This is a genomic window from Ramlibacter agri, from assembly GCF_012927085.1.
GTDB lineage: Bacteria > Pseudomonadota > Gammaproteobacteria > Burkholderiales > Burkholderiaceae_C > Ramlibacter > Ramlibacter agri.
This window is the reverse complement of sequence record NZ_JABBFX010000001.1, coordinates 1689303-1701765: the sequence shown is the minus strand read 5'-3', so window position 1 is coordinate 1701765 and position 12463 is coordinate 1689303. Positions and strand designations below refer to the sequence as shown.

The window sequence follows — 12463 nt, the reverse complement described above, 5'->3', positions numbered from 1 at the left end:
TCAGGCGTCGTGCAGCCGTGAATTCTTCGGCAGGTGCGCCATCAGGAACTCCATCTGGTCCGCCAGGATGCGGCGATTGCGCAGGATGAAGTCTTCCCACAGGCTGGGAACATAAGGCGTGTAGATCAGGGACATGCCCGCCTGTTCCGGCGTGCGACTGCCCTTGCGGTGGTTGCAGCAGCGGCAGGCCGTCACCACGTTCATCCAGTGGTCCTTGCCGTTCTGGGCGAAGGGGACGATGTGCTCGCGGGTAAGCTCTTCTTCGTGGAACAGTCCGCTGCAATAGGCGCAGATGTTGCGATCGCGCGCGAACAGCTTGCCGTTGGTGAGCCCCGGCTTCAGCTCGAAGGGATTGATGTTCGGCACGCCCTTGGTGCCGATGATGCTGTTGACCGTAATGATCGACTGCTGGCCGCTGTGGGCATTGATGCCGCCCCGAAAAACGGCGACCTCTGCCCCTGCCTCCCACCTCACCTGGTCGGCGGCATAGTGCAGCACGGCCTGCTCCAGCGAAATCCACGACTGGGGCAGCCCTTGGGCCGACAGCTTCAATACCTTCAAATCGCGCCTCCATCCGTCATAGAACGCAGGCCCCGGGAGGCTGACGGTGCCTCTCGGCAGCGCGGTCAAGCACAATATACCCTCTTTTGACGGCGGAACCGTGACGAGTCATGGGTTCGTCGGCCTTGCGCCACGGACCACGGCCGCTATCAAAAACATATCAAACCATGCAGATCTTCCGCGGACTCCACCACCCGGGCATCGCGCAGGCCTGCGCGGTCACCATCGGCAACTTCGACGGCGTGCATCGCGGCCACCAGGCCATGCTGGCGCTGCTGAACAACGAGGCGCGCCATCGCGGCGTGCCGAGCTGCGTGCTCACCTTCGAGCCGCACCCGCGCGACTTCTTCGCGTCCGTGCATCGCAAGCCCGAGCTGGCGCCGGCGCGCATCGCCACCCTGCGCGACAAGCTCACCGAGCTGGCAGGCTGCGGCGTCGACCAGTGCGTCATCCTGAAATTCGACGCCCGCCTGTCCAGCCAGGCGCCCGAAGCCTTCATCGACGACGTGCTGGTCGGCGGCCTGGGCGCCAAATACGTGCTGGTCGGCGACGACTTCCGCTTCGGCGCCAAGCGGGCCGGCGACTACGCCATGCTCGATTCGGCCGGCAGCCGCCTCGGCTTCGACGTCGCCCGGATGAACAGCTACGAGGTGCACGGCCTGCGCGTCTCGAGCTCCGCGGTGCGCGAGGCGCTGGCCCGCGGCGACATGGCCGGCGCGGCGCGCCTGCTGGGCCGGCCCTACAGCATCAGCGGGCACGTGGTGCATGGCCGCAAGCTCGGCCGCGACCTCGGTTTCAAGACCCTGAACCTGCGCTTCCAGCACTGGAAACCGGCCGCCAGCGGCATCTTCGCCGTGCGGGTCCACGGCCTGGACGGCAAGCCGCTGGAAGGCGTGGCCAACCTGGGCGTGCGGCCCTCGCTGGACCCGCGCGACGTCAACGGCGGCCGGGTGCTGCTGGAGACGCATTGCCTGCAATGGCCCGCCCACCTCAACGAAGAAGGGGGCTACGGTAAAATCATCCGCGTGGAACTGCTGCACAAACTGCACGACGAGCTGCGCTACGACGGGCTCGATGCCCTGAAGGCGGGCATCGCGCGCGACTGCGACGCCGCGCGGGCGTTCTTCGCTTCCACCCACGCCGAAACCCGGCGGCAGACCACGCGCGACCGAATTTAGCGACCTTGTCATTGCGGACCTGTCCGCAATCCGCCCCACGTTTGGCACCACGCCACCGTGGATGCCGGGTCCAGCCCGGCATGACAAGTTCGTAAAGGCTCCCCCATGACCGACAAGACCGACTACCGCGCCACCCTCAACCTGCCCGACACGCCCTTCCCCATGCGCGGGGACCTCAACAAGCGTGAGCCCGGCTGGGTCAAGGAGTGGGAAGACGAAGGCCTGTACAAGCGCCTGCGCGAAGCGCGCTGCGGCCGCCAGAAGTTCGTGCTGCACGACGGCCCGCCGTATGCCAACGGCCAGATCCACATGGGCCACGCGGTCAACAAGATCCTGAAGGACATGATCGTCAAGTCCCGGCAGCTGAAGGGCCTGGACGCCGCCTACATCCCGGGCTGGGACTGCCACGGCCTGCCGATCGAGAACGCGATCGAGAAGAAGTACGGCCGCAACCTGCCGCGCGACGAGATGCAGGCCAAGAGCCGCGCCTTCGCCACCGAGCAGATCGCCCTCCAGATGGGCGACTTCAAGCGCCTGGGCGTGCTGGGCGACTGGGACCATCCGTACAAGACCATGGACTTCGGCACCGAAGCCGGCGAGATCCGCGCGTTCAAGCGCGTCATCGAGCGCGGCTTCGTCTACCGCGGCCTGAAGCCGGTGTACTGGTGCTTCGACTGCGGCTCCTCGCTGGCCGAATTCGAGATCGAATACGCCGACAAGAAGTCGCAGACGGTGGACGTAGCCTTCAAGTCCAACGACCCGGCCAAGCTGGCCGCCGCCTTCGGCTTGCCGGCGCTGCCGCAGGCCAAGGACGCCTTCGCCGTCATCTGGACCACCACCGCCTGGACCATCCCCGCGAACCAGGCGCTGAACCTGAACCCGGAAATCGTCTACGCGCTGGTCGACACGCCGCGCGGCTACATCATCGTGGCCGAGTCGCTGGTGGAGAAGGTGCTGGCCCGCTTCCAGCTGTCTGGCCAGATCGTAGCCACCACGCCCGGCAAAAACCTGGGCGGCCTGGAGTTCCAGCACCCGCTGTACGACGTGGACGCCGGCTACCGGCGCCTGTCGCCGGTCTACCTGGCCGACTACGCCACCGCCGACGACGGCACCGGCCTGGTCCACTCCTCGCCCGCCTATGGCCTGGACGACTTCAACAGCTGCATGGCCCATGGCCTGAAGTACGACGACATCCTGAACCCGGTGCAGGGCAACGGCACCTACGCGGCGGACTTCCCGCTGTTCGGCGGCGAGCACATCTGGAAGGCCGTGCCGCACATCATCGACACGCTAGCCAAGGCCGGCCGCCTGTTCGCGACGGAAACGATCACGCACAGCTACCCGCACTGCTGGCGCCACAAGACGCCGGTGATCTACCGCGCGGCCGCGCAGTGGTTCATCCGCATGGACGCGGGCGAAGGCGTCTTCACCAAGGACAAGGCGCCCGACACGCTGCGCAACATGGCCCTGGCCGCGATCGAGGAGACCAGCTTCTACCCCGAGAACGGCAAGGTCCGCCTGCGCGACATGATCGCCGGCCGGCCCGACTGGTGCATCTCGCGCCAGCGCAGCTGGGGCGTGCCGCTGCCCTTCTTCCTGCACAAGGACACGAACGAGCTGCATCCCAGGACCATGGAGATCCTCGACGTCGCGGCCGCCATGGTCGATGCCGGCGGCATCGAAGCCTGGAGCAAGGCCAGCACCGAAGAAATCCTGGCCAAGGTCGGCGCCGGCGCCGACGCGCCGCAATACAACAAGAGCCAGGACATCCTGGAAGTCTGGTTCGACTCCGGCACCACGCACACCACGGTGCTGAAGGGCTCGCACAAGGGCGCCGCGCACGAGAACGGCCCCGAGGCCGACCTGTACCTGGAAGGCCATGACCAGCACCGCGGCTGGTTCCACAGCTCGCTGCTGACCGCCTGCGCCATGTACGGCCGCGCGCCCTACCGCGGCATCCTCACCCACGGCTTCACGGTGGACAGCCAGGGCCGCAAGATGTCGAAGTCGCTCGGCAACGGCATCGATCCGCAGCAGGTGTCCAGCAAGCTGGGCGCCGAGATCATCCGCCTGTGGGTGGCCGCCTCCGACTACTCGGGCGACATCGCCGGCGACGACAAGATCCTGGCCCGCGTGGTCGACGCCTACCGCCGCATCCGCAACACGCTGCGCTTCCTGCTCGCCAACGTCAGTGATTTCGACCCGGCCCAGGACGCCGTGCCGCGCGCCGAGATGCTGGAGATCGACCGCTACGCGCTCACGCGCGCCGCGGAGTTCCAGCAGGAGGTGCTGGCCCACTTCGAGGTGTACGAGTTCCACCCGGTGGTGGCCAAGCTGCAGGTGTACTGCTCGGAGGACCTGGGCGCGTTCTACCTGGACGTGTTGAAGGACCGCCTGTACACGACGGCGCCCAAGTCGCTGGCCCGCCGCAGCGCGCAGACGGCGCTGTGGAACATCACCCACGCCATGCTGCGCTGGATGGCGCCTTTCCTCAGCTTCACGGCGGAGGAAGCGTGGAAGGTGTTCGGCAGCTCCGAATCGATCTTCCTCGAGGAATACGCCGAGATCGGCGGCCCGGACCCGGCGCTGCTGGCCAAGTGGAACCGCATCCGCGAGATCCGCGACCTGGCCAACAAGCAGATCGAGGCGCTGCGCACCGCGGGCCAGGTCGGCTCCTCGCTGCAGGCCAACCTGGTCATCACGGCGCCCGCCGAAGACCACGCGCTGCTCGCAGCCCTGGGCGACGACCTCAAGTTCGTCTTCATCGCCTCGGCGGTGCAGCTGAACGCCGGCGACACGCTGGCGATCGAGGCCAGGCCCAGCGCCGACACCAAGTGCGAGCGCTGCTGGCACTGGCGCGCCGACGTCGGCAGCGACCCGGCGCACCCGGCGCTGTGCGGCCGCTGCGTGTCCAACCTGTTCGGCGCGGGCGAGTCCCGGGTGCACGCATGACGGCGCGCGGCGCATTCGGCACCCAGGCCCAGGGCGGCAGCATCCTGCCCTGGCTGGCCCTGGCCCTCATCATCCTCATCGCCGACCAGTTCACCAAGGTTCTCATCCTCGGGTACTACCAGTACGGCGACTCCACGTATGTGCTGCCCTTCTTCAACATCGTGCGGGCGCACAACACCGGCGCGGCCTTCTCCTTCCTGGCCGCGGCCTCGGGCTGGCAGCGCTGGCTGTTCAGCGGCATTGCCATCGTGGCGGTGCTGCTGATCCTGTACCTGCTGCGCAAGCATTCGCACCAGAAGCTGTTCTCCTTCGCCCTGGCCTGCATCCTGGGCGGCGCGATCGGCAACGTGGTGGACCGCCTGATGCGCGGGTACGTGGTGGACTTCCTGCAGTTCCACTGGCAGAACGCCTGGTACTTCCCGGCCTTCAACGTGGCCGACGTCGCCATCACCATCGGCGCGGCCGCCCTGATCCTCGACGAGCTGTTGCGGGTTCGCCGAACCTGAAAGCCCGCAGCGGGTAAGCCCGCGCAGCCCGGCCGGCCCGCGGGCGTATCATTGCTTCAAACATGAAGCATTTGCTGAACCTGCTGGCGGCCGTCGCGCTGCTGGTGTGGGGCACCTATCTCGTCCGGACCGGCATCCTTCGCGTTTTCGGCGCCAACCTGCGCCGCGTGCTGGCCCGCAGCGTCGGCAACCGGTTTACCGCTGCGCTCTCCGGAATAGGCGTCACCGCGCTCGTCCAATCCAGCAACGCCACGGCGTTGATCACCTCGGCCTTCGTCGGCCAGGGGCTGATCAGCCTGCCAGCGGCGTTGGCAGTCATGCGCGGGGCCGACATAGGCACGGCACTGATCGCGGTGCTGTTCTCGTTCGACCTGTCCTGGCTGTCGCCGCTCTTCATCTTCGTCGGCGTGGTGCTGTTCATCTCACGGCAGGCGTCCACGGCCGGCCGCGTGGGCCGCGTGCTGATCGGCCTGGGCCTGATGCTGCTGGCGCTGGGCCTGGTGACCAGCTCCACCACGATGCTGACGAAGAGTCCCGCGGTGCGCGCGCTGCTCGAGTCCGTGCAGAGCGACATCCTGCTGGAGATCACGCTGGGCGCGGTGCTCGCCCTCATCTCGTATTCGAGCCTGGCGGTGGTGCTGCTGATCGCCACGCTGGCCGCGTCCGGCGGCGTGCCGCTGGACATGGCGCTGGGCCTGGTGCTGGGCGCCAACCTGGGCAGCGGCCTGATGGCGGTGGTGACCACGGCGCGCTCCAGCGTCGACGTGCGCCGGGTGCCCATAGGCACGCTGGTCTTCAAGATCCTCGGCGTGCTGGTGATGGCGCCCCTGGTCGCCTGGTGGATCCGCCGCGTGCGTCCCTTCCTGGGCGACGACATCACCTCGGTGGTCGCGCTGTTCCACCTGATGTTCAACGTCGTGGTGGGCGTCGTCTTCATCGGCCTCACCGACGTGGTGGCGCGCTGGGTGCAGAACATGATGCCCGCCACGCGCGGCAACTCGCTGGACCGCCCACACCACCTGGACCCGTCCGCGCTGTTGACGCCTTCGCTCGCGATCTCCAATGCCGCCCGCGAAGCGCTGCACCAGGCCGACGTGGTGGAAACCATGCTGCTCGGCATGCTGCGCGTGATCAGGGAAAACGACCTGCACCTGGCTGCAGACCTGCGCAAGCTGGACGACCAGGTCGACCAGCTCTACTCCGCGATCAAGTACTACCTGACCAAGATCTCGCGCGAGTCGCTGTCGGAAGAGGAAAGCCGCCGCTGGACCGACATCATCAGCTTCACGATCAACATGGAGCAGATCGGCGACATCATCGAGCGGGTGCTGCTGGACATCGAGGACAAGAAGATCCGCAAGGGCCGCAACTTCTCGGACGCCGGCATGGCGGAGATCTGCGAGCTGCATTCGCGCCTGGTCGACAACCTGCGCCTGGGCATGAGCGTGTTCCTCAACGGCTCATTGCGCGACGCACAGCGGCTGCTGGAGGAGAAGGTCCGCTTCCGCGACCTGGAGCGCGCCTACTCGGGCACGCACCTCACGCGCCTGGCCGAAAACACCGTGCAGAGCATCGAGACCAGCTCGCTGCACCTGGACCTGATCAGCGACCTGAAGCGCATCAATTCGCACATCTGCTCGATCGCCTACCCGATCCTCGATTCGGCCGGCGCGCTCGCGCCCAGCCGCATCAAGCAGCTGCTGCCACAGGATCCGTCGCGCGAGCTGGCGTAGCCTGCCGGCGGCAGTAGTCCACCAGCGCTTCGATTTCCGTCGACTTGTCGAACACCGCGTCGGCGCCGAGCTGCGCGCAGCGCCAGCGCACGTCGCGCGTGGCGTGGTTGCTCAGCACGATGACGCGCTGGCCCGGCCGGCGCTTGCGGGCCACCTCCTCCACCACGTTGAGGCCGCTGCCTTCGCGCAGGAACAGGTCCACGATGGCGAGGTCCCACACCTCGTTCTGCGCCAGCCAGCGCCGGCTTTCATGCTCGGTCTCGGCCGTGCCCACGGCCTCGACCAGGGCCAGCTCCTCGAGGGTTTCGATCAGGTTGTGCCGGATCGTCGGGCTGTCCTCCACGATGTAAGCGCGGAACTTCATTTGATTGCTCTCCAGCGTTGGAGACCAATCTACGCGCGCGGCTCGAGCCCGACTGCAAGCGGCGAAGCCATGCCGCTGTAGGAAGCCTTCAATCAGGCAGAGCGAACGCGGTGGCGTACAGCACGCTGGCGTCGTGCGTGAATCCGTCCTGCTCGAGGCGCTGCGCCAGGGCCGCCGGTGCCAGGCACTCGAAGCCCGCCACCTCGCCGTCCTGGTTGGACGGCAGCACGCCGGCCGGCAGCGTGCAGGTGAACCACTCGACGTCCTCCACGACGTAGCCGTGCGGCACGGACGAAGACGGCCCGACCGAGCGCACCATGCCGCCATGGCGCAGGTCCCGCAGTTGCGCGAGCCGCAGGCCGGCCTCCTCCCAGGTCTCGCGCTGCAGCGCTTCCAGCAGCGGCTCGCCGGCCGGCACCATGCCGCCCACCAGCGTGTCCCACAGGCCGGGGTCGGTGTCCTTGGTCCAGGCGCGCTGCTGCACCCAGTGGTGGCCGCGCTCGTCGACGGCCAGCAGGTGCACGGCGACGGTGGCGATGCCCAGCGCCCGCGCGGCGCCGCGTTCGATGGTGCCCAGGACGGCGCCGGCCCCGTTGCGAACGGCGAGTTGCTCGTCGCGCCAGGCGCCCGCCAGGCCCGCAGCGCGCAGGCCGTCGGCGATCGCGTGAGGCTCGTGCATGTGCCAACCCGCAGCGTCGCGAGCCACCAGGTGCAGCATGCCCGCCCGTTCGAACAGGTCCGGCTCCACCGAGCCGATGCGCTCGCCGCGCCAGTGCAGCGCCTCGCGCGGGCGGCGCGGCGGCGTGTCCTGTTGCGCGGCGAGCCGGGCGCGCCATGCGGCGCCCAGCGCCAGCCGCGTCACAGCGTGAGGATGGTGCAGCCGGTCGTCTTGCGCGCTTCCAGCGTGCGGTGCGCTTCCTGCACCTGCGCCAGCGGGAAGCGCTGGTCGATCCGGATCTCCACCTTGCCGCTGGTGACGGCCGCGAACAGGTCGTCGGCCATTTCCTGCGTGGACTCGCGCGTGGCGATGTGCGTGAACAGGGTCTGGCGCGTGACGTACAGCGAGCCCTTGTTGCCCAGGATGCCGGGCGCGAACGGCGCCACCGGGCCGGACGCATTGCCGAAGCTGGCCATCAGGCCGAAGGGCTGCAGGCAGTCCAGCGACTTGTCCCAGGTGTCCTTGCCCACGGAATCGTAGACTACCTTCACGCCCTTGCCGCCGGTGATCTCCTTGACGCGCGCCAGGAAATCTTCCTTGCCGTAGTTGATCATGTGGGCGGCGCCCAGCGACTTGGCCAGCGCGCACTTCTCCTCGCTGCCCGCGGTCCCGATCAACTGCAGGCCCAGCGCCTTCGCCCATTGCACGGCGATCAGGCCGACGCCACCGGCGGCGGCGTGGAACAGCACGAAGTCGCCCGCCTGCAGGCCGCCTTGCGGCAGCGTGCGCTTCAACAGGTATTGCGCCGTCAGGCCCTTCAGCATCATCGCCGCGCCGGTCTCGAAGCTGATGGCATCGGGCAGCTTCACCACGCACTTGGCGGGCATGACGCGCACTTCGCAATAGGCGCCGGGCGGTTGGCTGGCGTAGGCCGCGCGATCGCCTGCTTTCAGGTGCGTGACGCCGGAGCCCACGGCTTCGACGATGCCGGAAGCTTCCATGCCCAGGTTCAGCGGCATGGGCAGCTGGTACAGGCCGCTGCGCTGGTAGACGTCGATGAAGTTCAGGCCGATGGCCTTGTGGCGGATGCGGATCTCGCCGGGGCCGGGTTCGCCGACCTCGACATCGACCAGTTCCATCTCCTCGGGGCCGCCGTGCTTGCGGATCTGCACGGCCTTGCTCTTTGCCATAGCGGGTCTCCTGTGTCCGGGTGCGATGCCGCGCATCGTGCCACGAATCCGTCAGGGCCGCCTCAGGAGGCCTTCGCAGCGTCGGCTAAAGTCGCCTGCCGATGGAACAGCGCCTCACGCCCGCGACCGCCCTGCTGCTCACGCTGCCGCCGCTGCTGTGGGCGGGCAATGCGGTGGTGGGCCGCATGGTCAGCCCGCTGGTGCCGCCGCTGGCCCTGAACTTCATGCGCTGGGCCATCGCCTTCGTGGTGCTGCTGCCCTTCGCGTGGCAGCTGCTGCGCGCGAGCAGCCCGCTGTGGCCGCGCATGGGCCGCTTCGCCGTGCTGGGGCTGCTGGGCGTGGGCTGCTACAACGCGCTGCAATACATGGCGGTGAAGACCTCCACGCCGATCAACGTGACGCTCGTGGGCTCCAGCATTCCCGTGTTCATGCTCGCCGTCGGCGCGCTCTTCTTCAGACAGCAGATCACGCGCCGCCAGGTGGCCGGCGCATTGCTCTCGATCGCGGGCGTGCTGCTGGTGCTGTCGCACGGCGACCTGCGCCACCTGCGTGACATCCACTTCGTCACGGGCGACCTCTACATGATCCTGGCCACCGCGGCCTGGGCCCTTTACAGCTGGCTGCTGACGCGGCCCGGCGACCCGGCGGAGATCCGCGCCAACTGGGCCAACTTCCTGATGGCGCAGCTGGTGCCGGGCCTGGCCTGGTCGGGCCTGTTCGCAGCGGCCGAGGCGGCCGTGGGTTCCCAGCCCTTCGTGTGGGGCTGGCCGCTGGTGGCGGCGCTCGCGTACATCGCCCTGGGGCCGGCCATCCTGGCCTATCGCTGCTGGGGCCAGGGCGTGCAGCGCGCCGGCCCGAACGTGGCGGCCTTCTTCTCGAACCTCACCCCGCTGTTCGCGGCGCTGTTCTCGGCGGCCTTCCTGGGCGAGCCGCCGCAGGCGCATCACGCCGCGGCGTTCGCGCTGATCGTCGCCGGGATCGTGGTGTCGTCCCGGCGCCGGGCTTAGTACGTCCCGGGGTAGGCCCCGCCGTCGATCAACAGGTTCTGGCCCGTGATGTAGCCGGCGTGCTGGCTGCAGACGAACGCGCAGATCGCACCGAATTCCTCCGAGGTGCCGAAGCGCAGCGCCGGCACGGCCTTCGCGCGCGCCTGCCGCACTTCCTCGATCGACTTGCCGCTCTTCTTCGACATCGTCTCGAAGTTGCCCTTCAGGCGGTCGGTGTCGAAGGCACCGGGCAGCATGTTGTTGATGGTCACGTTGCTGCCGGCCAGCTTGCTCTGGCGCGCCACGCCGGCGACGAAACCGGTCAGGCCGCTGCGGGCGCCGTTGGACAGGCCCAGGATGTCGATCGGGGCCTTCACCGCGCCGGAGGTGATGTTGATGATGCGCCCGAAGCCGCGCGCGGCCATGCCGTCGACGGTGGCCTTGATCAGCTCGATGGGCGTCAGCATGTTGGCGTCCAGCGCCTTCACCCAGGCCGCGCGGTCCCAGTCGCGGAAGTCGCCGGGCGGCGGGCCGCCGGCATTGGTGACGACGATGTCGTAGTCCTTGCGGAACGCGAAGACCTTGGCGCGCCCTTCCTCGGTGGTGATGTCCGTCGCGATGGCCTGCACCTGGGTGCCCTGCGGCACCTCGGCGCGCAGCGCGGCGGCGGCCGTTTCCAGGGCCTCGGCGCCACGCGCGACGATCACGACGTGAACTCCTTCACGCCCGAGTGCCTGCGCGCAACCCAAGCCCAGCCCTTTGCTGGCGCCACATACCAATGCCCACTTACCTTTCAGACCCAAGTCCATAGAATGCCTGCCGTTGTCGGATTCGAAGCGCAGATGATAAGCATGCGATGCATCCGCGGCACGGCCGCGCTCCTGTTCCTGGCCGCCCTGGCGGCCCGGGCCGATGAAGCGGCCCTGACCCGGCGCGCCCTGGAGCTGCGCGCGAATCCCGGCGACGCCGGCCCCAGCGTCGCCCAGTTGCCGGCGCAGGCGCCGGTGGCGCGCCTGGACGGCCGGCAAGGCCCCTGGGTCCAGGTGCGCACGCCAGCGGGCGCCACCGGCTGGGTGCACCTGTTCGACCTCGGTCCGGCCAGCGGCGGCGCCAGCACCGAAGCGGGCGCCAGCGGCCTCGCTTCCAACGCGCTGCGTGGCGTCACCAACCTCTTCGGCGGCGGCGGCGCCCCGCGCCAGGCCACGGGCAGCACCGCCGGCATCCGCGGGCTGGAGGCCGAGGCCCTGGCCAACGCGCAGCCGAATCCGGCCGCCGTGCAGCAGATGGCGGGCTGGCGCCAGAGCGAGGGCGATGCCCGCGCCTACGCGAGCCGGGCCCCGTGGAAGGCGGTCCAGGTCGATCCCCTGCCAGCCGCCTCGCGCGCGCCGGCATCCGGCAACGCGGAGCAGCAACCATGAAGGCCCGCACGCTTGCTGCAGCCCTGCTGCTGTCCGCCTGTGGCCTCGCTTCGGCGCAGGACGCCACCAAGGCACTGGGCGGCCTGCTGCGCGGAGTCAACCCGGGTGGCCTGCTGAACAACCTGACGGCGCCGACTCCCGCCGCGCCCGCCGCCAACACGGACGAACTCGTCAAGCTGCTCGCCCAGTCGGTGGACAGCATCGACGAAACGCGCGAGCAGGAGATCGGCCGCCAGCTCGCCGCGCTGCTGGCAGGCAGCAAGCCGCTGCATCCGGACCTGGCGCTGCAGCGCTACGTGAACCGCCTCGGGCGCTGGATCAGCCTGCAGGGCAGCCGCCCCAACCTGCCCTGGACCTTCGCCGTGCTGGACGACCCCGGCTTCAATGCCTTCGCCGCGCCCGGCGGCTACGTGTTCGTCACCAAGGGCCTGGTCGACCGCGTCGACGAAGCGGAGCTGGCCGGCATCCTGGCCCACGAGATCACGCACGTGAACCAGCGGCATCACCTGAAGGCCCTGGCCGCCAAGGCGCGCGCTGGGCTGGCGACACAGGCGATCGCATCGCAGCTGCGCGGCAACGCGGCCAACGCGCTGTCGGGGCAGGTGCTGGCGCTCGGGCGCAACCTCTATTCCAGCGGCCTGGACCAGGGCGATGAATTCGAGGCCGACCGCGAGGGCGTTGCGCTGGCCGCACGCGCCGGCTTCGATCCCTACGGCCTGCCTTCGGTGCTGCAGCAGCTGCGCACCGCGAAGCCGGACAACCCGCTGTTCGCGCTGACCCTCGGCACGCATCCGCCCGCGCAGCAGCGGCTGGAGCAGCTGGAGGTGGCGATGGGTTCGCGGCTGGATGCCTTGAGCGGGAAGCCTTCGGTGCCGGTCGCGCAGCGGCTGCAGTGACACCGCGCTGCAGGTCGTGCG

At 68.9% G+C, this 12463-nt stretch carries 12 protein-coding genes; 7 read left to right on the top strand and 5 right to left on the bottom strand.

Annotated features, from left to right (window positions below; all coding sequences use genetic code 11):
- Window positions 1-561, bottom strand: coding sequence for an HNH endonuclease (locus tag HHL11_RS08200; RefSeq protein WP_169417915.1), 561 nt, complete (start codon window positions 559-561; stop codon window positions 1-3).
- Between the two features lie 167 nt (window positions 562-728).
- On the opposite strand from HHL11_RS08200, the gene HHL11_RS08195 reads away from it, so the two are divergent.
- The 4 genes from HHL11_RS08195 (at window position 729) to HHL11_RS08180 (ending at window position 6930) form a co-directional block, all read left to right on the top strand.
- Window positions 729-1739, top strand: coding sequence for a bifunctional riboflavin kinase/FAD synthetase (locus HHL11_RS08195; RefSeq protein WP_169417914.1), 1011 nt, complete (start codon window positions 729-731; stop codon window positions 1737-1739).
- Between the two features lie 105 nt (window positions 1740-1844).
- A complete protein-coding gene (gene ileS, locus HHL11_RS08190) occupies window positions 1845-4691 on the top strand; it encodes an isoleucine--tRNA ligase (protein WP_169417913.1) in 2847 nt (948 codons plus the stop codon).
- Window positions 4688-5197: a signal peptidase II gene (gene lspA, locus HHL11_RS08185; RefSeq protein ID WP_169417912.1), complete on the top strand. Its 510-nt coding sequence runs from the start codon at window positions 4688-4690 to the stop codon at window positions 5195-5197. Before ileS ends, lspA begins: the two co-directional genes overlap by 4 nt.
- Before the next feature lie 62 nt (window positions 5198-5259).
- Window positions 5260-6930, top strand: a complete 1671-nt coding sequence (locus HHL11_RS08180; RefSeq protein WP_169417911.1) for a Na/Pi cotransporter family protein — start codon at window positions 5260-5262, stop codon at window positions 6928-6930.
- On the opposite strand, the gene HHL11_RS08175 is transcribed toward HHL11_RS08180, so the two are convergent.
- The 3 genes from HHL11_RS08175 to HHL11_RS08165 all read right to left on the bottom strand — a co-directional run bounded on the left by HHL11_RS08175 (window position 6887) and on the right by HHL11_RS08165 (window position 9142).
- The gene (locus tag HHL11_RS08175; RefSeq protein WP_169417910.1) at window positions 6887-7294 is read right to left on the bottom strand and encodes a response regulator; all 408 of its coding nucleotides are present in this window, start codon (window positions 7292-7294) and stop codon (window positions 6887-6889) included. The two genes, HHL11_RS08180 and HHL11_RS08175, sit on opposite strands and share 44 nt — an antisense overlap.
- An 88-nt stretch (window positions 7295-7382) precedes the next feature.
- On the bottom strand, window positions 7383-8156 hold the full coding sequence (locus HHL11_RS08170) for an NUDIX domain-containing protein (protein WP_169417909.1): 774 nt from the start codon (window positions 8154-8156) through the stop codon (window positions 7383-7385).
- Entirely contained in the window at window positions 8153-9142 is a 990-nt protein-coding gene (locus tag HHL11_RS08165; RefSeq protein ID WP_169417908.1) for a quinone oxidoreductase family protein, read from the bottom strand. Before HHL11_RS08165 ends, HHL11_RS08170 begins: the two co-directional genes overlap by 4 nt.
- A gap of 101 nt (window positions 9143-9243) precedes the next feature.
- Here HHL11_RS08165 and HHL11_RS08160 point away from each other — a divergent pair, with 101 nt between their 5' ends.
- Entirely contained in the window at window positions 9244-10149 is a 906-nt protein-coding gene (locus HHL11_RS08160) for a DMT family transporter (protein WP_169417907.1), read from the top strand.
- Here HHL11_RS08160 and HHL11_RS08155 read toward each other — a convergent pair.
- On the bottom strand, window positions 10146-10937 hold the full coding sequence (locus tag HHL11_RS08155) for an SDR family oxidoreductase (protein ID WP_169417906.1): 792 nt from the start codon (window positions 10935-10937) through the stop codon (window positions 10146-10148). The genes HHL11_RS08160 and HHL11_RS08155 overlap by 4 nt on opposite strands.
- Before the next feature lie 42 nt (window positions 10938-10979).
- On the opposite strand from HHL11_RS08155, the gene HHL11_RS08150 reads away from it, so the two are divergent.
- Window positions 10980-11546, top strand: coding sequence for an SH3 domain-containing protein (locus HHL11_RS08150; protein ID WP_169417905.1), 567 nt, complete (start codon window positions 10980-10982; stop codon window positions 11544-11546).
- The gene (locus tag HHL11_RS08145) at window positions 11543-12442 is read left to right on the top strand and encodes a M48 family metalloprotease (RefSeq protein WP_169417904.1); all 900 of its coding nucleotides are present in this window, start codon (window positions 11543-11545) and stop codon (window positions 12440-12442) included. Before HHL11_RS08150 ends, HHL11_RS08145 begins: the two co-directional genes overlap by 4 nt.
- Window positions 12443-12463: the final 21 nt, after the last annotated feature.